Origin of the sequence: Corynebacterium gottingense (assembly GCF_007559235.1) — a bacterium.
GTDB classification, from domain to species: domain Bacteria; phylum Actinomycetota; class Actinomycetes; order Mycobacteriales; family Mycobacteriaceae; genus Corynebacterium; species Corynebacterium gottingense.
Map to the genome: position 1 here is coordinate 1 of NZ_VMHH01000004.1, position 23901 is coordinate 23901.

Here is a 23901-nt window from a genome sequence, read left to right on the forward strand (position 1 = left end):
CCCCGAGGGTGTGTCGGTGGTTGATGGCGGCGGGGAAACGCCCGGTCCCATTCCGAACCCGGAAGCTAAGCCCGCCCGCGCTGATGGTACTGCACTCGGGAGGGTGTGGGAGAGTAGGTTACCGCCGGCCCTAAACTATAAATAATTTCATATGGACTGTGGCCCCTGCGTTACCGGATTCGTCTGGTTGCACAGGGGCCACAGTCATGCGCCGGGGGTCTGCTGGCCCCCGGCTGTTGATCTAGACGTACCCCGCGCTATTTTGGCGCCCGCGGCGACACAGGACCGAGGGGGTTTTACCGTTGGCGGTCGTCTCGATGGGGCGAGCTCCATCTCTACCGACCGGGCACATGCGACCAGGGCTTTTATCGGCGAGCCTGGCGTAGATGGCGCTAGCGCTATCTACCGCCGGAGACACAACGCGACTAGGGGTATACCGGTGCCGGTCGTCTCCATGGCGCTAGCTCCATCTGCGGCTGCCAGACACATGCGACCAGGGGTTTTATCGGCGCAACCGGGCAAATGGAGCTAGCTCCAAAGAGCGCAGCCCGCGCCGAAGCCACACAACCACCGCACCCACTTACCTGGCTGCGTCCCGCAATACTCTGCCGCCGAAGAGTGGACAGGGGCCTGGAAGGCGTGACGCTACCCTGCCTGTGCAGAGTGGCAGCCGGCGGGGACGTCCGATCGATCCACTGGTGCTAATGCGCGGTGTCAAAGGAAGCGGGCGCACGCCGGCGCAGCACGCTGTCGACTCTGCCGGCGCAGAGTGACAGGAGCTGGGGGACTGTGGATCATGACAAGTCACTCTGCCAACGCAGAGTAGAGGTAGTTATTTGCCGACTGTCTTGAGCATGAATAGCGGGGGCTGGGCCGACCCACGAGGCGTGCGTACTTGGCGCTAGCTCCATCTATACGGTCCGGCCAACCGCAACCAGGTGATTTATCGGTGCATACGCGCAGTTCGAGCTAGCTCCATTTGCATCGACCGGTCACGTGCGATCAGGAGATTTCCCGATGAGCCGATCGTACATGGCGCTAGCTCCATCTGCGGCTACCAGACACATGCGACCAGGGGTTTTACCGGCGCAACCGGGCAAATGGAGCTAGCCTCAAAGAGAACAGCCCGCGCCGAAGCCACACAACCACCGCACAACTGACGCTTCCCTGCCGCGAAGCCAACGTAAGCACCCACACGAAGCGACCGCAAGCACCTACCCGAATGCGAGAGCGCCCCAGCGAAGCCCGAAACCGGCGGCGACCAGGCTCAGCACTGCCGTGGCCAAGGTGTAGCGGACCAGCCCGGACCAATTCCGGTCACGGATGAGCTGGCCGAGCTCTTTGGCTAGGGTGGACCAGGTTGACAGTGCGCCGGCGAAGCCCGTGCCCACCGCTAACGGCACCAATCCAGGTTGGGCAGCAACGAAGCCGAGGACTGAGCAGGCGATCATGTTCGCTGCCCACGTCCCCATGCGCGGAGCGGGGATATGCGCTAGTGCCCACCGGGAGACGCCGCCGGCGAAGGCTCCGGCGAAGATGGCAACCGTGGTCCAGATCAGCAAAGGCATGCTCAGGGCCTTGCCTGTGTGCGGTAGGGGTGGGGGGACGTGGCGTCGGCAAGCAACCAAGCTCCGACGCAGACGATGAAACTCATCGCGATGATGCCGAGTGCCCAGATCGCGCTGGACGTGGCTGCGGCGACCGTCATCGCGGAAAAGGTGGTGAAGCCGCCGAGGGCACCGGTGCCAAAGAAGGGGCCGGGCTTGAAGTAGCCCATGGCGAAGGCTCCGGCGGCATTGATGCCCAAGGTGACAATGATCGCGGAGCCTGGGATGGCGGCGACAATGGCGGCGCGCAAAAGCGCCCCCAGTGCGGTGCCGAGGCCGACGAGGAGCGCTTCTTTGAGTGGACCCTGCATGCCGTCAGCGTAGCAGGCGGCTAGTGCCAGTCCATGCGTTGCTGCTGGACGAAGCGGGCGACGTCGTCAGGCGACTTCTTGAGCCTGGGGTCGAACCTGAGGTATTCGCGGGTCTCGCGAGCGACGAGCCCAGAGAGGATGAGTAGGCCGATGAGGTTCGGGATGGCCATGAGCCCGTTGGCGAGGTCGGAGAAGGTCCACGCGAGTTCGAGCTCGGAGGTCGCGCCGACGAACGAGAGCGCGGTGAAGAACATACGGTAGGGCACGCTGATCCACTGGCCAAACAGCGCCACGATGGAGCGCTCGCCGTAGTAAGACCAGCCCAAGATGGTGGAGAACGCGAAGAAGATGAGGGAGATCGAGACGATCGTCCCTCCCCAGTGGCCGGGCAGCCCCTCGGCGAAGCCGGCGGCGGTCATCACTGCTGCCTCGTCGCGCCCCATCTGCCAAGTGCCGGAGGTGACAATGACCAGGCCGGTGATGGTGACAACGATGATGGTGTCAATGAACGTCTGAGTCATGGACACGAGGCCCTGACGCACGGGGTGTTCCGTCTTCGCGGCGGCGGCGGCGATGGCGGCGGAGCCCATGCCCGACTCGTTGGAAAAGATGCCGCGAGCCACGCCGAACTGGATGGCCAGCATGATCCCGGAGCCGACGAAACCGCCAGCGGCAGCGGAGCCGGAGAATGCGCCGGTGAAGATCGCACTTAGCGCCGCCGGGATCTGGTCGGCCATGGTGATGAGCACGGCGATACCGCCAACCACGTAAATGACGATCATCAGCGGCACGAACGCAGCCGTGATCTTGCCAATGCCCTCAATGCCGCCGAGGACGGCGGCGCCCACGCAGAGGAAGATCAGGATGCCGGAGACGACCGGGTCGACGCCGAACGCGTCCTCCATGCCGGCGGCAATCGAGTTGCCCTGGGCCAGGTTGCCGATGCCAAAGGACGCGAAAATGGTAAACAGCATGAATGCCGCGGCGAGCACTTTGCCAAGGCCACCGGGAATCCCGCGGCGCAGGTAGGTCTGGGGCCCGCCCTGTTGCTTGCCGTGCTTGTCGGTGGTGCGGAAGCGAACGCCCAGGTAGGCCTCGCTGTACTTGGTGGCCATGCCGACGAGTCCGGTCACCCAGATCCAGAACAGCGACCCCGGACCGCCGATGGACAGGGCGGTGGCGACGCCAACGATGTTGCCCGTGCCCACGGTCGCGGCGAGCGCCGTGGTGAGTGCTTGGTAGTTGGAGATGTCGCCGGCGCCCTCGCTGCTCGTGTCAATAAACGCGTGGCGCGTGGCGCGCCCAAGCGTGCGGAACTGGATGCCGCCGAGCCGGATGGTGAGGTACAGGCCGGTGCCGAGCAGCAGTGGCATGAGGACGAAGGGTCCCCAGACGACGGTGGACACCGCGCTGAGGACGTCATTCAACGATGAGGTCATAACTCCACGTTTCGGGCAGGAATTGGGGATAGGCTCACGCCGCCGTCGCGCTGCCGTGCGCAATGCGAACGGAACTTTGGACGTCAGAATAACCTGTCGAGTGATAAAAATACGAATCCTGGCAGAAATTGGTTGGAGCATGGAAGATGGGGGTGAGCAGGGGGCGTCGAGAAGCGGCGCGCCTGACGGAGACACAAGGAGCACGCACATGGCACACGAACGCGCTGGTCAACTCGCCCAGCCCGGAGACCTGATCGACATCGCCGCGCTGGTCACGGCTTATTACACGCGCGACATCGACGCGGAGGACCCTGACCAGCAGGTCAGCTTCGGCACCTCTGGGCACCGCGGGTCCGCGCTGGACAACGCGTTCAACGAGCCGCACATCCTGGCCACCACGCAGGCCATCGTGGATTACCGCCGCGCTCACTCCATCGGCGGTCCCGTTTACATCGGCCGCGATACCCACGCGCTCTCTGAGCCGGCGATGGTTACCGCGCTCGAGGTCCTCATTGCCAACGAGGTGCCAGTGCTTGTCGACGCCGCGGGGCGCTACACTCCCACCCCCGCAGTCTCGCACGCGATTCTGGCGCACAATGCCAAGCTCACTGGCGGCGTGACCGGCACGGACCCGCAGCGCGCGGATGGCATCGTGATTACCCCCTCGCACAACCCGCCGCGCGACGGCGGCTTCAAGTACAACCCGCCCAGCGGCGGCCCTGCTGGTGCGGACGCCACGGACTGGATCGCCGAGCGTGCCAACCAGTACCTCGCCCGCGACCTGGAGGGTGTGCGCCGAGTCAACGTCACCGGCGTCCTGGATGACCGCGCCGAACGCTTCGACTTCCTGGGCAACTACGTCGACGATCTGCCGAACGTGGTGGACATCGACGCAATCCGTGGCTCCGGACTGAGCATCGGCGCGGACCCGATGGGCGGCGCGTCGGTGGACTATTGGGGCGCGATCGCCGAGCGCCACGGGCTCAACATGCAGGTAGTCAATCCGAACGTCGACGCCACCTGGCGGTTCATGACGCTGGATACTGACGGCAAGATCCGCATGGACTGCTCCAGCCCGAACTCCATGGCGTCGCTGGTGCACAACCGCGATAAGTACGGCATCGCTACTGGCAACGACGCGGACGCGGACCGCCACGGCATTGTCACCCCGGACGCCGGGCTGATGAACCCGAACCACTACCTGGCCGTGGCCATCGAGTACCTGTTCAGCCACCGCGACGGCTGGGCCGATGGCACCGCCGTGGGCAAGACGCTCGTGTCTTCATCCATGATCGACCGCGTTGTGGAGTCGCTTGGCCGCACGCTCGTCGAGGTCCCCGTCGGCTTCAAGTGGTTCGTGCCCGGGCTTATCGACGGGCAGATCGGCTTCGGCGGCGAGGAATCCGCCGGCGCCTCCTTCCTGCGCAAAGACGGCACCGTCTGGTCCACCGACAAGGACGGTCTGATCATGGATCTGCTCGCGGCAGAGATTACGGCCGTGACCGGCAAGACCCCGTCGCAGCGCTACGCAGAGCTGGCCGAGCAATTCGGCGCGCCGGCCTACGCGCGTATCGACGCCCCCGCGAACCGCGAGCAGAAAGCCACCCTCAAAGCGCTCTCGCCGGAGCAGGTCAGCGCGACCGAGCTCGCCGGCGAGCCGATCAGCGCGAAGCTCACCGAGGCACCGGGCAACGGCGCAGCCATCGGCGGGCTCAAAGTGACCACGGAGAACGCGTGGTTCGCTGCCCGCCCGTCCGGCACCGAGGACAAGTACAAGATCTACGCGGAGTCCTTCAAGGGCGAAGACCACCTCAAGCAGGTGCAGGAGGCGGCGAAGGCTGTCGTCGCCGACGTACTGGGGGAGTAGCTACTCCGCCGGGCGCGCGAGCTGGGCAACCAGGAACGCCGAGTCCTGGGTGAGCGGCTGGAGGTCCCAGCTCTCGTAGCAGTACTGGACCGCGAAGCCGGCTTCCTTGGCGGTGGCGAGGAAGTCGTCGAAGCTCCAGCCGCGGCCCGCGCCGAAGCCGACGAAGAGGCGGCCACCGGGGCGCAGGGTGCGGAAGATGTTTTCCAGCGCCGGCGCTCGGCCGGCGGGGGCGAGGAAGCCCATCACGTTGCCGGCGCACACGGCGACGTCGATGTCGTGGGCGGGGATCTCGTCCTCGGATAGGTCGCCGACCAGCCAGGTTGCGTCGGGGAAGTCCTCCTTCGCGTGGCCGATGAGGATCGGGTCGAGGTCGGTGCCAATCACCTCATGTCCGCGCTGGGCGAGGTAGCCGCCGACGCGGCCGGTGCCGCAGCCTGCGTCGAGGATGCGTGCGTGGCGGGGCACGGTGGCGTCGATAAGCCTGGCCTCGCCGTCGATGTCTTTGCCTTGGGCGACGAATGCTTTCCATCGCTGTGCATAATTTTCGGAGTGGGCGGGATTCGCGGTGGTGATGTCTTTCCAGGTAGGCATGGTACCGAGTATATGCGAGTCACAGATCACACCATTAATCGGAGTGGAGGCTTCCCGGGGTATGCAGCGCTGCGCTAGGCTGCTGGTTGTGACGACAACAGATGTAACGGACGCGCCCGCTGAGCAGGTGGAGGCGAAGCGCAGCACGCGCGCGCTCGTGCTCGACGTGCTCTCGGCGGCGGCTCGCTTTTTCATGGCCTACGTGTGGATTAAGGCCGCGATCCCGAAAATCGGCGCTGTACTGGACGTGACGCAAACCATCGCCGCGTACGAGATTTTTACGCGCGACTGGTCCTACCTACTCGCGCACATCATCGGCCCCCTCGAACTTGCGGGCGGACTCCTCCTGCTCCTGGGGATCAAGCTGCGGCCCGCGGGCTGGATCTCCATCGGCGTGCTGAGCCTGTTTATTATCGGCATGCTCTCCGCGTGGCAGCGCGGCCTGATCATTGACTGCGGCTGCTTCGACCCCAACACTGAGGGCACCGAGGGGACAAACCTCCTGGCCACCGTGGGGCGCGACGTTATCTACATCGCGATCACGCTGTTCATGATCTATCGCCCGTTCAAGAAATTCGCCATCTACCCCTAGGGCCAGGTCGTGCCGTATAATCCGCGGGGTAGAGCGGCGCTTATCGACGCTACCGAAACCCGCGTGGCAGCGCCGACCGGCCACAACCGCTTCTGATATTGAGGAGAACCTACATTGACCACTCGTAAGGTCCAGAACCCGAACGCGAAGGGTGGCGCCGGCTTCATTTGGGCCATCGTCGCCGTCATTGCGATCGCCGCGATTGTGATTGGCATCATCGTCTTCAACGGTAAGAAGGACCGCAAGGACGCGATTGCCGAGGACATGATTGACACGACCGGTATCACCTCCACCTGGGAGGAAGGCTCCGACGTGATCCACCTCGCCGCCGAGGGTGCGGAGGACGCTCCGGAGGCTGACCTGTTCGAAGACTTCTCCTGCTCCCACTGTGCCGAGCTGGAGGAAGCGACGGGCGACCAGGCGCTCGAGGCGCTGAAGGCTGGCGAGATCCAGATTGAGCTGCGCCCAATGGTGGCGTTGGACGGCCGTGGCGACGCGTACTCGCCGGATCACTCCACCCGCACCCTGGCGGCGGAGCTGGCACTGTTCGCGCACAACGACACGAACGCCGCGCTCAACCTGCGCTACTACCTGTTTGGGAACCAGCAGGACGTGTACAAGAAGCTCGAGGCTGAAGACCTGGCCAAGCTGGCCGAGGACTACGGCGCATCCGGGGATGCCGTGCAGGAGATTCGCGACGGCAAGTACATGGACACCGCGAAGGAGGTCTCCGACGCGAACATTAAGCTGCAGGAGGACCGCACCAAGGACGCCCCGGCCGACCAGCAGGGCGCTTGGACCCCGCGCGTGATGGTCGACGGCAAGGACATCGAGGGTGACCGCGACGCTTGGGTGGAGACCCTGAAGAACAGCAAGTAGCCCCTGCGCACCCCGCCCGGTCCGGCCGGGTGGAGTTGTCAGAATTCGCGCCCGCAGGCGATTTGGTTCGCCAGCGGGCGCGCGTGTATATTGAGCAAAGTGCTTCGGGCCGGTCACCGCCGGTCCATGCAATCCCAAACTGGGGCTATGGCGCAGTTGGTAGCGCACCACACTGGCAGTGTGGGGGTCACGGGTTCGAATCCCGTTAGCTCCACTCCTACAATTACATATTCACCTACGGGGCTATGGCGCAGTTGGTAGCGCACCACACTGGCAGTGTGGGGGTCACGGGTTCGAATCCCGTTAGCTCCACTTTGGCACGCTGCCCGGCTGACTCAGTGAGTTGGCCGGGCAGCTTTTTCGTTGGTGCGGGGTGGAAGGTACCTGGCTCTGGCCGTGGTTGGCGGCGAGGTGCGGCCTGTTTGACGAGGACCGGATGACGAAGATGCGGAGGTTTCGTCGCACCCTCGTCAAGCTGTTCTCGTCAACCTTGAGGTGCCGATTGTATGAGCGCAGCCCGGCGTAATCCCCACTGCCGGGTTGCCTACTGCGCAGCCTGACGCATGCCCTCGAAGTAGGCGCTGCCGTCGGCCCCGGTGTAGCAAGCGCTCGAGTCCACCGGCCAGAGGCTGCGCGCCTGCTCGCACGTCCACTCGGAGGCGTAGGGGCCCATGGTGGCCCACTCCATGCTCGGCCCGCCCTGCTGCGGCGCGGGCTGGGCAGGAGCCTGCTGAACAGGAGCCTGCTGCGCTGGCGCCTCCTGCTGCGGAGATTCTTGTACCGGCGCGGGTGCCGGCTCTGGTTCGGGCGCCTGCTGCTGGTTGCGCGCTTCCGCTGCGGCTGCCTCGGACGCTGCCGCCGCTGACTGCTCCGCCTCCTCGCGCGCCTGCGCGGAGCGGGACGCCTCTGCGGCTGCTGACTCGGAAGCTGCCGCTGCCGCGCTCGATTCGGACGCCGCTTGCTCCGCGGCTTCCTTGTCGGCCTGCTCCTTTTCCATTCGGTCCATTCGGTCGCGTGCCGCGTCGAGCTCTTCCTGGTCAATAACGCCGTCGCCGTTCGCGTCGTCAGCATCCACCAGCTTGTGGCTCAAGTCGCGCATGTCGGATTCGCAGCCGGCGTCGCCGTCGCACACGGTGGCGTCGATAGGCGGGTTCGTCCCCGCGATCGTGTCGGAAGAGGAATCGCTACACCCCACGAGCGCCGCGGCTGATGCAACGAGGAGAAGAGAAATGCTTGCAAGTTTCTTGTGCATAGCTTGGAGTTTATCGAATGTGCCCCCGGCGAGCAGGCCGTTTGCAGGCTACGGTGGGGCCCATGGACACGCTGCAGTTCCACCAGATCGATTCCCCAATTGGCCGCCTGGGCCTCGTCGTGACACCGAAGGGGTTGGCCAAGGTCCTCTTCGAGTGCGACGACATCGACGCCGAGCGCGACCGTGCCGACCGCCCCGCCGAAGTACCGCTGGCCGCCCAACAGCTCACGGAGTACTTCGCAGGCCACCGCACGAGCTTCACGCTCCCGCTGGACTTCCGGTTTGCGTCGGGGTTTCGCACCGAGGTCCTCCGGGAGCTCGCCCGCGTCCCCTTCGGCGCCACCACCACCTACAAGCAGCTCGCCGGGCAGGTGGGAAACCCCAACGCTGTGCGCGCGGTAGGCGGCGCCTGCGCGAACAACCCGCTGCCCATCGTCGTGCCCTGTCACCGGGTGCTGCGCGCGGACGGCGGTCTCGGCGGTTACCGTGGCGGCACCGACGCGAAACGTTACCTGCTGGACAAGGAGGGCATTGATGTCTGAGGGCTTTACCAAGCACGGCAGTGCCCCGGGGTCCGCCGCCTCCGAGGCGGCGGGGCTTCGCTGGCTGCGCGAGGGATCGCAGGCCGTGGTCGAGGTCCTTTCGCTTCACGACGCCACGAACACCCTCACCATCGAATCCGTCGAGCCCGCACGCCCAACTCGAGACGCCGCGCTCCGCGCCGGCCGCGAGTTGGCTGCGATCCACGCCGCGGGTGCCCCGGCGTTCGGCGCCCCGCCGACCGGGTGGGAGGGGCCGAACTTCATCGGGCGTCTTGAGCAGGATTGTGTGCCGGCGGACCGCTGGGCCGAGTTTTATGTCAACCAACGCGTGCTGCCGTTCGCGCGCTCGGCGCACGCCGTAGGCAACCTGGACGCGCACGGGCTCAGCGAGGTTGAGCGTGCCTGCGACGCGCTCCTGGCCGAGGACGAGGACGCCCCGCTCGCGCGCATCCACGGCGACCTGTGGGCGGGCAACCTCCTGTTTAGCCCGGAGGGTCCGAGGTTCATCGACCCGGCCGCCCACGGCGGGCACCCACTGACGGACATCGCCATGCTGGAGCTCTTCGGTGCTCCGTACTTCGACGCGATCGTGGACGGTTACCTCGGCGCGGGCGGCACGCCTGGGCCAGGCTGGCGCGCCCGCATCCCGGTTCATCAGCTGCACCCGCTCGCGGTCCACGCCACCACCCACGGCCCGAGTTACGCCTCGGCGCTAGTCCGCGCCGCCCTTGACACCCTCGACGCCCTCGGCACAGGGGCCGGAAAGAACAGCTAGCGCCACCATGTTTCGGTCGGCCCCGGAGGCAGGTGGCGCTTGTGCTGGCCGGCGCGCCAGAGGTGTTCCAGGCGCGCCGCGGCGTCGGCGGGCACTTGCTTGCCTTCCAGGTAATCGTCGATAAGTGAATAGCTCACGCCGAGCGCTTCCTCATCGGGCAGCGCCGGGCGATCCTCCTCTAAGTCCGCGGTGGGCACCTTCTCCCACAGGCGCGGGGAGGCGCCGAGGTGCTGGAGCAGCGCGGCGCCCTGGCGCTTGTTCAGGCCGGCGAGCGGGAGGAGGTCGGCTGCGCCGTCGCCGAACTTGGTGAAGAAGCCGGTGATGTTCTCCGCCGCGTGGTCGGTGCCAATGACCAGGAGGCCGCGCTCGCCGGCGATGGCGTACTGCGCCACCATGCGCAGCCGGGCTTTAACGTTGCCCTTGTTGAAGTCGCCGAGGCCGTCCACCCCAATGGCGGAGGCAACCTGCGCGTTGAGCGCGTCGGTGGCGGGCTTGATGTCCACGGTGACGGTCTCGTCGGGGCGGATGAACTGGAGCGCGAGCTGCGCGTCGTCCTCGTCGGCCTGCACGCCGTGCGGGAGGCGGACCGCGACGAACGTGGCCTCGGCGCCCTCGGCGCGACGCCGCTCCACCGCGAGCTGGGCGAGCCTGCCCGCCAGGGTGGAGTCTTGCCCGCCGGAGATGCCCAGTACGAAGCCGTTCGCGCCCGTGGCTGTGAGGTAGTCAACCAGGAAGTCAACGCGGCGCGACACTTCCGCCTCTGAATCGATCAAGGGGCGCACACCCAGGGCTTTTATGATGTCTTGCTGCAGGTTTTCGTCGTGTTGAGACATGACATCCATCGTAGCCGTCAGCCATATTGGGGGACATGGTTCACAACACTCGGGCACCGCGCCCTGTACGCCCTGAACGCTCTGTGCACTCTGCGCGCACCGTCGCCGCCACGGCCGCGCTCGGCGGTCTCCTGTTCGGCTACGACACCGGCGTCATGAGCGGCGCTCTGCTCTTTATCACCCCTGAGTTCGGCATGACTCCGGGGCAGGAGGGGCTGGTGACGTCCATGCTGCTCGTCGGCGCCGCCATTGGCGCCCTCGGCGGCGGCGCGGTTGCAGACGCGCTCGGCCGCCGCCGCACACTCATCGTCGGAGGCGTCCTCTTCGTCCTCGGCTCCGTCTGGTGCGCTCTGGCTGGCGGCGTCGGGGCCCTCGCGGCGGCGCGCACCTTTCTCGGGGTCGCGGTCGGCGGTGTCTCAATCGTCACGCCCATGTATATCGCTGAGATGTCGCCGGCGAAGGTCCGCGGCAAGCTCGTCTCACTGAACACGCTCATGATCGTGGTCGGCCAGCTCCTCGCGTACCTGGTCAACTCGGTGCTCGCGCACACGGGTAGCTGGCAGTGGATGCTCGGCCTCGCCGCCGTCCCGGGCGCCGCGCTGGCGGTCGGCATGTTCCTGCTGCCGGAAACCCCGCTGTGGCAGGCGCGTCGCGGGGCGCGTCGGCAGGCGGAGGAGACTGCGGCGCGCGTCGGCATGGGCTCGGATGAGCTCGAGGAGCTGTTGCTTGACGACGCCCAGACGCGCCAGGCTGCCAGCGCCGGGGAATGGCGCACCCTCCGCCGTACCCCTTGGCTGCGCTCCACAGTCCTGGTCGCCGCGCTGCTCGGTGTGACGCAGCAGGTCACAGGCGTCAACGCGATCGTCTACTTCGCGCCCACCATGATGGAGACCGTCGGTCTCTCCACCGAAAACGCCGTCTACACCTCCATCGTCATTGGCTTGGTGTCCGTGGTCGCGTGCTGGGTTGGCTTGCAGGTGGTGGACCGGATCGGCCGCACGCGCCTGCTGCTCATCGGTCTGGCGGGCAACGTGGTCTTCCTCGTCGCGCTCGCCGTGATGTTCCGTGCCGCGGAGGGGAATGCGGCCCTGGCGTGGGTGGCGCTCGCCTGCATGGCGGGGTTCATCGCCTCGCAACAGGCCGCGGTCTCGCCGACGACGTGGCTGCTCATCTCCGAGCTCGTGCCCCCACAGGTCCGCGGCGTGGGGATGGGCCTGGCCGGGCTCGCGCTATGGGTGATGAATTGGGTGGTCGCCCAGTTCTTCCTCCCGCTTGTCGACGCCACCTCTGCCACCTTCACCTTCTGCCTCTTTGCGGTCTTCGGCGTGGTCGCCTCCGTCTTCGTGGCGCGCCGGGTCCCGGAGACGATGGGGCGCAGTCTTGACGACGTCGCCGCGGAGATGCGCCAGCGTTTTGGTGCTGGGCAGAAGAACGTGTAACCTTAACCGACGTGTCGCGACCCGGCACCGCGCAGCATGCTGGTAGCGTGCTGCGGCTGGGCATGAGGTCGCAGGTCAATGAAACCTCGAGAAGAAAGGAGCGCCCGATGAAGGTCCGCAAGTCGCTTCGGTCGCTGAAGAACAAGCCGGGCGCCCAGGTTGTACGCCGCCGCGGCAAGGTCTACGTGATCAACAAGAAGGAGCCGCGCTTCAAGGCTCGCCAGGGCTAGTTCACCGCCCGCCCAAACACCCCGCCACCAACCGGATTTCCGTCCGGCCGGTGGCGGGGTGTTGGCTTTTGTGAAATTAAATTGCACGGATGTAACCCGTTTGCTGGTGCGGGAGTGGTTATAGCGGACTACATGTGGGTAATTCCTGGGGCCTATCCTGGGAATACCAGCCCTGTAACTACTACATGTAGTATCACTTGCCAGAAATTGCCCCAAGGTATAGTGTTTCTTGGTGTTGCGCTGAGGTAGGAATCAGCGCCGAGGAAACCCCGTCATCTTCCCGTAAACGCGACAGAAAAGAGCTACAGGTTATGTCCATCACCGTGTACACGAAGCCCGCTTGCATGCAGTGCAAGGCAACCACCAAGGCCCTTGATAAGGCTGGTCTGGAGTACTCCCTCGTCGACATCTCGGTGGACGAGGAGGCTCGTGATTACGTCATGGCGCTCGGCTACCTGCAGGCACCCATCGTCGAGGTGGACGGTGAGCACTGGTCCGGCTTCCGCCCGGATCGCATCCGCGGCCTGAAGCCCGCCGCCTAAGCGGCTCCGCGCGAGCCGCACGGCGCGCCCTGGGCGGGGCGCGCACCCCACCACCTGCACAATTCAACACCTGGAGCGAGCATGCTTGTCGTGTACTTTTCCTCGACGACGGAAAATACGAAACGTTTCGTAGAAAAGGTCGGGTTGCCCAGCGCGCGGATCCCGCTGCGCAGGGCGGAGGCACCGCTCGAGGTGGACGAGCCCTTTGTGCTGGTGTGTCCGACGTACGGGGGAGGGGCGTCGATAAGCAATGCTCAATCACGGCCCGTGCCCAAGCAAGTCATCCGCTTCCTCAACAACCCGCGCAACCGGTCGCAGCTGCGCGGTGTGATCGCGGGTGGCAATTCGAACTTCGGCCCAGACTACTGCGTGGCTGGCGACATTATCGCGCGCAAGTGCAACGTCCCCTACCTCTACCGCTTCGAGCTGATGGGGACGTGGGACGACGTGGCGCACGTGCGCGGCTCGCTGATCCACAACGCGGTGGCACTCGGGCTCACGCCGTTGAGCGAAAGGCAACAGGCGGCGCTGCAGCCGCTTCCCGCGGATAATGGGGACCGGCTCGACGCGCTGCGCGCCAAGTACCAGGCGAAATACCTGCGCGATCCGCGCAGCGCCTAGTGCGCGCGCCCTGCGCCCGAGCGCAAGAAACCTCAAACTTGTAACCTAGAGATCCGACAAACGTGAATGAAAGGCTCTGCTGTGTCCACCTACGCTTCTGCTTCGGATAAGCACGGGAAAGTCGTCCCGGAACCGGTGAATACCACCGACCAGTTGGATTATCACGCGCTCAACGCGCTGCTGAACCTCTACGACGAGGACGGCCACATCCAGTTTGATAAGGACCGGGAAGCGGCCAATCAGTTCTTCCTCCAGCACGTGAACCAGAACACCGTGTACTTCCACGACCTGGAAGAGAAGATGAAGTACCTGGTGGACAACAAGTACTACGAGCCGCACGTCGTGGACGCCTACGACTGGGAATTTGTGAAGGAGACGTTCAAGCGCGCCTACGGTTTCAAGTTCCGCTTTAAGTCCTTCCTCGGCGCGTACAAGTACTACACCTCCTACACCCTGAAGACGTTTGACGGCCGCCGCTACCTCGAGCGCTTTGAGGATCGCGTGGCGATGACGGCGCTCTTCCTCGCCGACGGCGATGAGGAGCTCGCGTCCGCGCTCGTGGACGAGATCATGACCGGCCGCTTCCAGCCCGCCACCCCGACCTTCCTCAACGCCGGCAAGGCGCAGCGCGGCGAGCTCGTCTCCTGCTTCCTCCTGCGCATCGAGGACAACATGGAGTCCATCGGTCGCGCCATCAACTCCTCGCTGCAGCTGTCCAAGCGCGGCGGCGGCGTCGCCCTGCTGCTGAGCAACATCCGCGAGTCCGGCGCGCCCATCAAGCACATTGAGAACCAGTCTTCCGGCGTCATCCCCGTGATGAAGCTGCTGGAGGACTCCTTCTCCTACGCCAACCAGCTCGGCGCGCGCCAGGGCGCGGGCGCGGTGTACCTGAATGCGCACCACCCGGACATCATGAAGTTCCTGGACACCAAGCGCGAGAACGCGGACGAGAAGATCCGCATCAAGACCCTCTCGCTCGGCGTGGTCATCCCAGACATCACCTTCGAGCTGGCCAAGCGCAACGACGACATGTACCTGTTCAGCCCGTACGACGTCGAGCGCGTCTACGGCAAGCCCTTCGCCGACATCTCCGTGACCGAGAAGTACGAGGAAATGGTGGAGGACCCGCGCATCCGCAAGTCCAAGATCAACGCCCGCCAGTTCTTCCAGACGCTGGCGGAGATTCAGTTCGAGTCCGGCTACCCGTACATCATGTTCGAGGACACCGCGAACCGCGCGAACCCGGTGAAGACCGGCCGCATCAACATGTCCAACCTGTGCTCCGAGATCCTCCAGGTCAACTCCGCCTCCGAGCTCAATGAGGACCTGACCTACCAGGAGGTCGGCCACGACATTTCCTGCAACCTGGGCTCGCTGAACATCGCGATGACGATGGATTCGGACAACTTTGCCCGCACCATCGAGACCGCCATCCGCGGGCTGACAGCCGTGGCGGACAAGACGGCCATTAACTCCGTGCCGTCCGTGCGCGAGGGCAACGACGCCTCGCACGCCATCGGCCTGGGCCAGATGAACCTGCACGGCTACCTCGGCCGCGAGCACATCCACTACGGCTCCGAGGAGGCACTCGACTTCACCAACGCCTACTTCGCCGCCGTGATGTTTCAGGCCATCCGCGCGTCCCACAAGATCGCGGTGGAAAAGGGCCAGGCGTTCGCTGACTTTGACAAGTCCGAGTACGCCACCGGCGAATTCTTCGACCGCTACGACCCGGCCGACTTCCAGCCCAAGACCGACAAGGTCAAGGCGCTTTTCGACGCTTCCAACATCGCCGCACCGACCGCGGAGGAGTGGGAGCAGCTGAAGCAGGACGTGGCGCGCGACGGCATCTACAACCGCTACCTGCAGGCGGTGCCGCCGACCGGCTCCATCTCCTACATCAACAACTCCACCTCGTCGATCCACCCGATCGCCTCCAAGATTGAGATCCGCAAGGAAGGCAAGATCGGCCGCGTCTACTACCCGGCGCCGCACATGGACAACGAGAACCTGGAGTTCTTCGAGGACGCGTACGAGATTGGCTACAAGGCCATCGTGGACACCTACTCCGTGGCGACCCGCTACGTGGACCAGGGCTTGTCGCTGACCATGTTCTTCAAGGACACGGTCACCACCCGCGACCTGAACCGCGCGCAGATCTACGCATGGACCAAGGGCATCAAGTCCCTGTACTACATCCGCCTGCGCCAAATGGCGCTGGAAGGCACCGAGGTCGAGGGCTGCGTGTCCTGCATGCTGTAGCCGGCAGAGCTGCCGCTGGCACACGACCGGGCCCCGACACGTAAAGAGGGCCTGCGCGCCGACTTCGGCGGGCAGGCCCCTTTTTGTACCTCTCTATTAGATCGCCAGGAAGGTTTTGATCCCGGTGAGCAGGTCGCGGGAGGCAGCTTCGGAGGCGGAGGCGTCGCCGTCGTTAATTGCCTTTGCCAGGTCGACGTGGATGCGCATCGCGGGCACTGAGGGATCGTCCGGCATGATGCCGTAGCGCGTGCGGCCTTCGAGCACGTGCATGATGGGTTCCGCGAGGGTGGAAAACATCTCGTTGCCCGACGCGTGCAGGATCAGCGTGTGGAACTCCTTGTCCGCGTCGAGGAACTCCTGCGTGTTGCCGGCGCCCGCCTCGGAAAGTTTGACCAGCAGCTCCGCGAGCTCGAGCAGGCGCGCCGACTGCGCGGGCGTTGCGTGGCTGGCGGCCAGCAGCGCGGCGACCGGCTCGACGGCGGTGCGCAACTCGTTGAGCGACGTAATCTGCGCGGGGCGCTGCTCGGCGCACGAGAGCCGCCACTTGATCACGGACTGATCAAACACCGCCCAGTGCTCGGGCGGCAGTACCTTAATGCCTACGCGGCGCGACGAGGAGACGAGCCCCATCTGCTCGAGCGCGCGCATGACCTCGCGGGCGACGGTGCGAGAGATGCCAAACCTGGAGGATAAGTCCTGCAATGTAAAGGTGTATCCGGGTTCGAGGGCGCCGGAAATGATTTGCTCGCCGAGGGTGTCAAGGATCGACGTGAGCAGGGGTTCCGCCGAAGGTTCCTGGGGTGCGGCCATGGAATTCAACCTCATATGGTGGGAAAACGAGAAATAGAACTACCATTATCCTAGTCCTCAACGGGGGTAAACAAAATCGCGTGACGCGCGGTGCGGGGGAAGAAGACATTCGGTTAGGATGTGAGCCATGAGCGAGGAATATCAGGCATACCTGGATAGCCACCCGAACCCGATTAAGGCGATCAACTGGAATGAGATTCCGGATGATAAGGACCAGGAGGTGTGGGACCGCCTCACCGGTAATTTCTGGCTGCCGGAAAAGATTCCGGTGTCCAACGACATCCCGAGCTGGAACACGCTCAATGACGCGGAGCAGCTCGCCACTATGCGCGTGTTTGCGAACCTGACCCTGCTGGACACCATCCAGGGCACGGTCGGCGCGGTGTCGCTGATCCCGGATTCGCGCACGCTGCACGAGGAGGCCGTGTATACCAACATCGCCTTCATGGAGTCCGTGCACGCGAAGTCGTACAGCAATATCTATATGACGCTGGCGTCCACGCCGCAGATTAACGACGCATTCCGTTGGACCGAGGAAAACGCCCAGGTGCAGCGCAAGGCGAAGATCGTCAAGTCCTACTACCGCGGCGACGACCCGCTGAAGAAGAAGATCGCCTCCGTGATGCTGGAGTCCTTCCTCTTCTACTCCGGGTTCTACCTGCCGCTGAACTGGTCGGTGCACTCCAAGCTGACCAACACCGCCGACATCATCCGCCTCATCATCCGTGACGAGGCCGTGCACGGCTACTACATCGGCTACAAGTACCAGGTAGCGCTGCGCGAGGAGTCCCCGGAGCGCCAGGAGGAGCTGAAGGAGTACACCTTTGATCTGCTCTACGACCTCTACGAGAACGAGCAGCAGTACACCGAGGACATCTACGACCCGCTCGGCTGGACCGAGGACGTCAAGCGCTTCCTGCGCTACAACGCCAACAAGGCGCTGAACAACCTCGGCTACGAGGGGCTCTTCCCGGCGGATGAGACCAAGGTGTCGCCGGCGATCCTCGCGTCGCTGTCGCCGAACGCGGATGAGAACCACGACTTCTTCTCCGGCTCCGGCTCGTCCTACGTCATCGGCAAGGCGGAAGATACCGCCGATGAGGATTGGGACTTTTAGGGGCTTGCTTATCGACGACCACGTGAGCGTCGATAAGCCTCAACCTTTCGTTTGATATACAACGGGGGAACGCGACGCGCGGTTGACCACGCATGGGGTCAACCGTAGAACAGCCGAGGTGTTTAGGCGTGTCGCGCCAGCCTCGGCGGGGGAGTGGGCGCGCACGCGGGGCAATCCCGGCGGATCGCGCGTGGTGCTTTCGGACCGACGCGCACGATGTGACGCAAGGGCCTATTGTTTAACCTGTAGCTGGCCTGGGAGGGCTGGCAATTTCATGAGCCGATCACATATGATGATTCGGTATCTAACAAGGCCTCGCCGCCATTGCGGTGGCGAGCCGAAGTCAGGAGGATCGAATGACCGCTGTGGCGCCAAGGCTGGACAATCATGTCCCGCCGACACGTCCGGAGCCGACGGGACACGCTCGCCGTGGCTCCAAAATTTACATGCAGCTGACCACGACCGACCACAAAGAACTGGGCATCATGTACATCATCATGTCCTTCGTCTGGTTCTTCCTCGGCGGTTTCATGGCACTGCTTATCCGTGCTGAGCTGTTCCACCCGGGCATGCAGTTCCTGTCCAACGAGCAGTTCAACCAGCTGTTCACCATGCACGGCACGGTGATGCTGCTGGCCTTTGGTACCCCAATCGTCTGGGGCTTTGCTAACTACGTTTTGCCGCTGCAGATCGGCGCACCGGACGTGGCCTTCCCGCGCCTGAACGCCTTCGGTTTCTGGATCACCACCGTCGGCGTTGTCGCCATGCTCTCCGGCTTCATCACGCCGGGTGGCGCGGCCGACTTTGGCTGGACTATGTACATGCCGCTGGCTGACGCAGTCCACACCCCGTCCGTCTCCGCCAACCTCTGGATCGTCGGCGTGGGCGCAACCGGTGTTGGTACCGTCGCCTCCGCGATCAACATGCTCACCACCGTGCTGACCATGCGCGCACCGGGCATGACCATGTTCCGCCTGCCGGTCTTCACCTGGACCGTGTTCGTCACCTCCATCATCGTGCTGATGATCTTCCCGCTGCTGCTCGCCGCGGCACTGGGCGTGCTGTACGACCGCCTGCTCGGCGGCCACATCTACGACACCGCTAATGGCGGCTCCGTCCTGTGGCAGCACCTGTTCTGGTTCTTCGGCCACCCGGAGGTGTACGTCCTGGCGCTGCCGTTCTTCGGCATCATCTCCGAGATCGTCCCGGTCTTCTCCCGTAAGCCGATCTTCGGCTACATCGGCCTCGTCTTCGCAACGCTGGCCATCGCCGGCCTGTCCATGGCCGTGTGGGCGCACCACATGTTCGCCACCGGCGCGATCCTGCTGCCGTTCTTCTCCTTCATGACCTTCCTCATCGCCGTGCCGACCGGCGTGAAGTTCTTTAACTGGGTCGGCACCATGTGGAACGGCCACATCACCTTCGAGTCCCCGATGATGTGGGCGATGGGCTTCCTGTTCACCTTCCTCTTCGGCGGCCTGACCGGCATCATGCTGGCGTCCCCGCCGCTGGACTTCCACCTGCACGACTCCTACTTCGTCGTCGCGCACTTCCACTACACGCTGTTCGGTACCGTGGTGTTCTCCGCAATCGCCGGCGTCCACTTCTGGTTCCCGAAGATGACGGGTCGCATGCTGGACGAGCGTCTGGCAAAGCTTTCCTTCTGGCTGGTCTTCATCGGCTTCAACATGACCTTCCTGGTCCAGCACTGGCTGGGCAACATGGGCATGCCGCGTCGCTACGCCGACTACCTGGACACCGACGGCTTCACCTTCCTGAACCAGGTCTCCACCGTCGGCGCCCTGATCCTGGGCATCGGTATGCTGCCGTTCATCTGGAACGTGTTCAAGTCCTGGCGCTACGGCGAGGTCGTCACCGTGGACGACCCGTGGGGCTACGGCAACTCCCTCGAGTGGGCAACCTCTTGCCCGCCGCCGCGCCACAACTTCACCGCGCTGCCGCGCATCCGCTCCGAGCGCCCCGCGTTCGAGCTGCACTACCCGCACATGGTGGAGACCCTGCGCCGCGAGGCGCACGCCGGCCACCACGCAGACGGCCCGGCAACCTGGAAGGGCGAGTCCGCAACCACCGGTTCTACCGCTGTGACCAAGTAATTCGGTTGGCGCGAACCCCCTGACAGTAATTACCCCTCACCGCCTCGGTGAGGGGTTTTGCTGTGCTATCGTCCTGGTTTGTGACCAACCAGCCAGCCTTCCAAGTCGAACTGCAACCGGGGCTCAAGCCCGCGGTGATTTCCACCTCGGGCCCGGACCGCCCCGGCGTTTCCGCCGAGTTTTTCACCGTCCTCGCTCGGCACGGGGTGCAGCTGCTCGACGTCTCCCAGACAGACTTCCGCGGACGCATGATGCTCGCGGCCCTGGTAGGCATGGATCCCCACTCGCTCACGCAGGTTGAGCGAGAGCTTCGCGACGGGCTGTGGGAGTACGGCCAGCGCGTGAACATCGAGACACACGCGGAAGTCCGCGCGGTGTCGCGCCCCCGCTCGACGCACGTGCTCGTGGCCCTGGGCAACCCAGTCAGCGCGGAGGCTATCTCTCGCCTCGGCGCGGAGCTTGCCGCCGTGGGCGCGAACATCGACGCCATCCGCGGCGTTGCCCAGTACCCGGTGACCGGCCTGGAATTCCGCATCACCATGCCGGACTACACTCCCGGCGACGCCCAGGAGCTGCGCAAGCGCCTGGCGGAACTCTCCGGCGAACTCGGCGTGGACGTGGCGATGGAGCACGCAGGCCTGCACCGGCGCGCGAAGCGCCTCGTCTGCTTCGACTGCGACTCAACGCTGATCACCGGCGAGGTGATCGAGATGCTCGCCGCCCACGCCGGCCGCGAAGCGGAGGTGGCCGAGGTAACGGCGCGCGCGATGCGCGGCGAGCTGGACTTCGAGGAGTCGCTGCGCGAGCGCGTGAAGGCACTGGCTGGGCTCGACGCCTCCGTCATCGACCGTGTCGCCGCCGACATCGAGCTCACCCCGGGCGCCCGCACCACCATCCGCACGCTCAACTCGTTGGGCTACCGCACGGCGGTCGTCTCCGGCGGATTCATCCAGGTGCTGGAGGACCTCGCCGCGGACCTCGAGCTGGACTACGTGCGCGCCAACACGCTGGAGATTGAGGACGGCAAGCTCACCGGCCGGGTCATCGGCAAGGTGGTGGACCGCAAGGCCAAGGCGGACTTCCTCGCCGAGTTCGCCGCGGATTCCGGGCTGGCGCTTTCGCAGACGGTCGCGGTGGGCGACGGCGCCAACGACATCGACATGATCTCCCGCGCCGGCCTCGGCATCGCGTTCAACGCCAAGCCCGCCCTCAAGGAGGTCGCGGACGCGTCGGTGAACTTCCCGTTCTTGGACGAGGTCCTCTACATCCTGGGCATTCCCCGCGAGGAGATCGACTCCTCCGACGCGGCCGCAGGCATCGACACCAGGCGCCCGCTGTGACGGCGTCGGCGCACGGGTTGCTCGCGGCGTCGATAGGCGCAGGCTCCGGCGACCCCGACGACCCCGCGGCGGTGCAGGCGATGCAAATGGCCATCAATCTGCCGAAGCAGGACCCGCCCGCCCGCAACGCCATGCTTATCGACGCCGCACGTGCTGCCCTCCTCGTCTGCCTCGACGAGCGGGCCGAGCGCGACGGGTTTTGGCGCGAGCGGCTCGAAGCGTGGTACTCCCGCAGGATCCGGAAGGTGGTGCGGCGCGCCCGCAACAAGGCGTGGGACGACGTCCAGGCGCTGCCCGGCGTGACCGTCGGCAGCGTGCGCGCGTTCGTGCCCTCCGCGGTGTCCGAGGTGCCGCACGAGCTGGCGAACCTGCAGATCCGCGGCACGGACCTGCCGGCCGACGAGGGCCCGCTCCCGTTCGACCCGACCGCGCCGACGATCGTGGTGGACGCGTCCCTCGAGATGACGGCCGGGAAGGCGGCGGCGCAGGTGGGGCACGCGTCGATGCTGTACGCGGCAGCGCGCCCGGAGGGCGAGGTGCGTAAGTGGGCTGCCGCCGGGTGCCCGCTGAACGTGCGCGAGGTGCCTGCGGACGTGTTCGCCGCTTGCGCGGCGCACCCGGGCGCGGTGCCGGTGCGCGATGCGGGCTTTACCGAGGTCGCGCCCGGCTCGATGACGGTGCTCACGCTGCCGCCGGGCGCGTTCGACCCGGCGAGCGGACGACCGGGTCAGTACAGCTAGCGGGCGACCAGGCGCTTGAGCGCCCCGGTGACTACGTCGAGCCGGTCGGTTTGCCAGAAGGGCGGCAGCGAGCGCAGGAGGAATGCGCCGTAGCGCTTGGTGACTAAGCGGTTGTCCAGCACTGCGACGACGCCGCGGTCGTCCACCGAGCGCAGCAGGCGGCCGGCCCCCTGCGCCATGAGGAGCGCCGCGTGGGTTGCGGAGACCTCCATGAACCCGGAGCGGCCGGCGGCGTCCGCGGCGTTGGCGCGCGCCTGGAGGAGCGGGTCGTCGGGGCGGGGGAAGGGGATGCGGTCAATGAGCACGAGCGAGAGGGAACTGCCGGGCACGTCCACGCCCTGCCAGAGCGACAGGGTGCCAAACAGACACGAGTTTTCCGAGTTGGCAAAGGCGGTCACGAGCGCGCCGGTGGAGTCCTCGCCCTGTAGGAAAATGTCAAAGGGGAGTCGTGCGCGCATCGCCTCCGCTGCCTGCTCGGCGGCACGGCGCGAGGAGAACAGCCCCAGGGTACGCCCGCCCGCGGCAGTAATGAGGGTGGCGATCTCGTCCAGGGTCTCGCGGCTCAGCCCATCCCGGCCCGGGGCTGGGAGGTGACGGGCGGTGTAGAGGATGCCGGCCTTCGCCGGGTCGAACGGGGTGCCCGCGTCCAAACTGTCCCAGGACCCGGACGGCAGGCCCCAGGCAGCGGCCATCGCGTCGAAGTTGCCGCCGACCGTGAGCGTAGCGGAGGTGAGCACGACGGTTTGCTCGCCGAACAGGTTCTCGCGAAGCAGGGCCGCCACGGACAGGGGCGCGACGGCGACGGAGTCTCCGAAGCGCTCGTTGCGGGTCAGCCACACCACGTCCGTGTGCTTGGCGGGGTCGTCCTCGTCAAACACGCCCAGGATGCGTACGACCGCGTCGTGGAGGTCGCCGAGGTGGTTCTTCAGGTTCGTGCGCTCGGCAAACTTCTCCGGGTTGTTCTCCGATTCGCCCTCGGGGCTGTCCGCGATGCTGGTGCGGGTGGCCCAGAGCGCGTCGCGAAGCGCGGCGAACGCGCCGCGGGCTGGGTCGGAGATGCGCTCCCAGCGGCCGGGCTGCTCCAGGTCGAGCACCGCGGTGAAGTCGTCCTTGACCTCCTCGAGCTTGTCACCGTCGCCGCCGATCTTGTCCGCGCGCCGCGCCGCGAGTGTGAGCGCTCGGGCGGAGATCTCGTTCGTGGCCACGGAGGTGATGCGCGCGTCCAGCTCGTGGGCCTCGTCGATGAGCACGGCCTCGTGCTCGGGCAGGATGTTGGAATCTGCGAGCGCGTCGATGGCCAGGAGCGCGTGGTTGGTCACCACGACGTCCACGTCGCGCGTCTTCTCTCGCGCGAGCTCGGCGAAGCACTCCTCGCCGTGCGGGCAGCGGGCCGCACCGAGGCACTCGTTGGAGGTCACGGAGACCTGCCGCCATGCCAGGTCCGGCACGCCGGGGGAGAGGTCGTCACGGTCGCCGGTCTCGGTCTCCTGCGCCCACTCGGCCACGCGCTTGACGTGGCGGCCGGTCCAGGAGAGCTCGGATTCGTCGATAAGCGATCCCTCTGGCTCGTCCTGCGCGAGCTTGTTCAGGCAGACGTAGTTGTTGCGGCCTTTTTGAATCGCAAAGGTGGGGCGGTGCGGCAAGTGCGGCTCGAGCGCATCCGCAAGGCGCGGCAGGTCGCGCTGCACCAGCTGGCGCTGCAGCGCGAGCGTGGCGGTGGACACGACTACCGTGGTGTCGTTGGCCTGTGCGTAGCGTACCGCGGGCACGAGGTAGGCGAAGGATTTGCCGGTACCGGTGCCGGCCTGTACCGCGAGGTGGCGCTCCGTGTCCAGTGCGTGCGCCACGGCCTCAGCCATGCGCTGCTGCCCCTCGCGCGTTGCACCCCCAAGCTTATCGACGACAGCGCCCAACAAATCCAGCGTCTCCCCGCTCAGGGGAACGTCGCCGGTGGTGGTGCCTTCTTCTTCCTCGCGCGTGCTCACACCGTGAAAGTGT

The 23901-nt window shown here is 65.6% G+C and carries 22 protein-coding genes, 2 tRNA genes and 1 rRNA gene; 17 read left to right on the forward strand and 8 right to left on the reverse strand.

Annotated elements, in window-relative coordinates:
• Positions 1-12 precede the first annotated feature (12 nt).
• A 5S ribosomal RNA gene (gene rrf / locus FPH17_RS06025) occupies positions 13-130 on the forward strand.
• 1084 nt (positions 131-1214) lie between these two features.
• On the opposite strand, the gene FPH17_RS06030 is transcribed toward rrf, so the two are convergent.
• The 3 genes from FPH17_RS06030 to FPH17_RS06040 are packed head-to-tail and all read right to left on the reverse strand — an operon-like array spanning position 1215 to position 3357.
• Complete coding sequence (locus tag FPH17_RS06030; protein ID WP_154879163.1) at positions 1215-1568, reverse strand: FluC/FEX family fluoride channel; 354 nt, start codon at positions 1566-1568, stop codon at positions 1215-1217.
• Positions 1569-1570: 2 nt separating this feature from the next.
• Complete coding sequence (locus FPH17_RS06035; protein WP_154879165.1) at positions 1571-1918, reverse strand: CrcB family protein; 348 nt, start codon at positions 1916-1918, stop codon at positions 1571-1573.
• A gap of 20 nt (positions 1919-1938) precedes the next feature.
• Complete coding sequence (locus FPH17_RS06040) at positions 1939-3357, reverse strand: alanine/glycine:cation symporter family protein (RefSeq protein ID WP_154879168.1); 1419 nt, start codon at positions 3355-3357, stop codon at positions 1939-1941.
• 208 nt (positions 3358-3565) lie between these two features.
• Here FPH17_RS06040 and pgm point away from each other — a divergent pair, with 208 nt between their 5' ends.
• Positions 3566-5224: a phosphoglucomutase (alpha-D-glucose-1,6-bisphosphate-dependent) gene (gene pgm / locus FPH17_RS06045; protein ID WP_154879170.1), complete on the forward strand. Its 1659-nt coding sequence runs from the start codon at positions 3566-3568 to the stop codon at positions 5222-5224.
• On the opposite strand, the gene FPH17_RS06050 is transcribed toward pgm, so the two are convergent.
• On the reverse strand, positions 5225-5815 hold the full coding sequence (locus tag FPH17_RS06050) for a class I SAM-dependent DNA methyltransferase (protein WP_154879172.1): 591 nt from the start codon (positions 5813-5815) through the stop codon (positions 5225-5227).
• A gap of 88 nt (positions 5816-5903) precedes the next feature.
• Here FPH17_RS06050 and FPH17_RS06055 point away from each other — a divergent pair, with 88 nt between their 5' ends.
• The 4 genes from FPH17_RS06055 (at position 5904) to FPH17_RS06070 (ending at position 7598) form a co-directional block, all read left to right on the forward strand.
• Positions 5904-6407, forward strand: coding sequence for a MauE/DoxX family redox-associated membrane protein (locus FPH17_RS06055; RefSeq protein WP_280114039.1), 504 nt, complete (start codon positions 5904-5906; stop codon positions 6405-6407).
• A gap of 114 nt (positions 6408-6521) precedes the next feature.
• Positions 6522-7286, forward strand: a complete 765-nt coding sequence (locus FPH17_RS06060) for a DsbA family protein (RefSeq protein ID WP_154879176.1) — start codon at positions 6522-6524, stop codon at positions 7284-7286.
• 141 nt (positions 7287-7427) lie between these two features.
• A tRNA-Ala gene (locus FPH17_RS06065) sits at positions 7428-7500 on the forward strand.
• A 25-nt stretch (positions 7501-7525) separates the two neighbouring features.
• Positions 7526-7598: transfer RNA gene (locus tag FPH17_RS06070), tRNA-Ala, on the forward strand.
• A 232-nt stretch (positions 7599-7830) separates the two neighbouring features.
• On the opposite strand, the gene FPH17_RS06075 is transcribed toward FPH17_RS06070, so the two are convergent.
• The gene (locus tag FPH17_RS06075; RefSeq protein WP_154879178.1) at positions 7831-8538 is read right to left on the reverse strand and encodes a hypothetical protein; all 708 of its coding nucleotides are present in this window, start codon (positions 8536-8538) and stop codon (positions 7831-7833) included.
• A 62-nt stretch (positions 8539-8600) separates the two neighbouring features.
• Here FPH17_RS06075 and FPH17_RS06080 point away from each other — a divergent pair, with 62 nt between their 5' ends.
• Complete coding sequence (locus FPH17_RS06080; RefSeq protein WP_203085504.1) at positions 8601-9080, forward strand: methylated-DNA--[protein]-cysteine S-methyltransferase; 480 nt, start codon at positions 8601-8603, stop codon at positions 9078-9080.
• Positions 9073-9855, forward strand: a complete 783-nt coding sequence (locus FPH17_RS06085) for a fructosamine kinase family protein (RefSeq protein WP_203085503.1) — start codon at positions 9073-9075, stop codon at positions 9853-9855. Before FPH17_RS06080 ends, FPH17_RS06085 begins: the two co-directional genes overlap by 8 nt.
• Here the strand turns inward: FPH17_RS06085 and nadE are convergent.
• Entirely contained in the window at positions 9852-10697 is an 846-nt protein-coding gene (gene nadE / locus FPH17_RS06090) for an NAD(+) synthase (RefSeq protein WP_154879183.1), read from the reverse strand. The genes FPH17_RS06085 and nadE overlap by 4 nt on opposite strands.
• A gap of 26 nt (positions 10698-10723) precedes the next feature.
• Between nadE and FPH17_RS06095 the strand changes: the two genes are divergently transcribed.
• From FPH17_RS06095 to nrdE, 5 genes are all read left to right on the forward strand, one after another.
• Complete coding sequence (locus FPH17_RS06095; RefSeq protein WP_154879185.1) at positions 10724-12127, forward strand: sugar porter family MFS transporter; 1404 nt, start codon at positions 10724-10726, stop codon at positions 12125-12127.
• Between the two features lie 107 nt (positions 12128-12234).
• Positions 12235-12357, forward strand: coding sequence for a type B 50S ribosomal protein L36 (ykgO, locus tag FPH17_RS06100; protein ID WP_005511141.1), 123 nt, complete (start codon positions 12235-12237; stop codon positions 12355-12357).
• A 311-nt stretch (positions 12358-12668) separates the two neighbouring features.
• Complete coding sequence (gene nrdH / locus FPH17_RS06105; protein ID WP_095275361.1) at positions 12669-12899, forward strand: glutaredoxin-like protein NrdH; 231 nt, start codon at positions 12669-12671, stop codon at positions 12897-12899.
• A gap of 81 nt (positions 12900-12980) precedes the next feature.
• Positions 12981-13520, forward strand: a complete 540-nt coding sequence (gene nrdI, locus FPH17_RS06110) for a class Ib ribonucleoside-diphosphate reductase assembly flavoprotein NrdI (protein WP_095547459.1) — start codon at positions 12981-12983, stop codon at positions 13518-13520.
• A gap of 81 nt (positions 13521-13601) precedes the next feature.
• Positions 13602-15782 carry a class 1b ribonucleoside-diphosphate reductase subunit alpha gene (nrdE, locus tag FPH17_RS06115; RefSeq protein WP_414437236.1) on the forward strand — a complete coding sequence of 727 codons (2181 nt, stop codon included), beginning with the start codon at positions 13602-13604 and terminating at the stop codon, positions 15780-15782.
• A gap of 96 nt (positions 15783-15878) precedes the next feature.
• Here the strand turns inward: nrdE and FPH17_RS06120 are convergent, their stop codons facing one another.
• Positions 15879-16592, reverse strand: coding sequence for a FadR/GntR family transcriptional regulator (locus FPH17_RS06120; RefSeq protein ID WP_095275363.1), 714 nt, complete (start codon positions 16590-16592; stop codon positions 15879-15881).
• 127 nt (positions 16593-16719) lie between these two features.
• Here FPH17_RS06120 and nrdF point away from each other — a divergent pair, with 127 nt between their 5' ends.
• The 4 genes from nrdF to FPH17_RS06140 all read left to right on the forward strand — a co-directional run bounded on the left by nrdF (position 16720) and on the right by FPH17_RS06140 (position 21903).
• Complete coding sequence (nrdF, locus tag FPH17_RS06125; protein ID WP_095275364.1) at positions 16720-17709, forward strand: class 1b ribonucleoside-diphosphate reductase subunit beta; 990 nt, start codon at positions 16720-16722, stop codon at positions 17707-17709.
• Positions 17710-18065: 356 nt separating this feature from the next.
• Positions 18066-19823, forward strand: a complete 1758-nt coding sequence (gene ctaD, locus FPH17_RS06130) for an aa3-type cytochrome oxidase subunit I (RefSeq protein ID WP_154879187.1) — start codon at positions 18066-18068, stop codon at positions 19821-19823.
• Between the two features lie 80 nt (positions 19824-19903).
• Positions 19904-21163 (forward strand): phosphoserine phosphatase SerB, encoded by a 1260-nt coding sequence (gene serB / locus FPH17_RS06135; RefSeq protein WP_154879190.1) that lies wholly within the window; start codon positions 19904-19906, stop codon positions 21161-21163.
• Positions 21160-21903 carry an aminoacyl-tRNA hydrolase gene (locus FPH17_RS06140; RefSeq protein WP_244288069.1) on the forward strand — a complete coding sequence of 248 codons (744 nt, stop codon included), beginning with the start codon at positions 21160-21162 and terminating at the stop codon, positions 21901-21903. Before serB ends, FPH17_RS06140 begins: the two co-directional genes overlap by 4 nt.
• Here FPH17_RS06140 and FPH17_RS06145 read toward each other — a convergent pair.
• Positions 21900-23888, reverse strand: a complete 1989-nt coding sequence (locus FPH17_RS06145; protein ID WP_244288070.1) for an ATP-dependent DNA helicase — start codon at positions 23886-23888, stop codon at positions 21900-21902. The genes FPH17_RS06140 and FPH17_RS06145 overlap by 4 nt on opposite strands.
• Between the last annotated feature and the right edge of the window lie 13 nt (positions 23889-23901).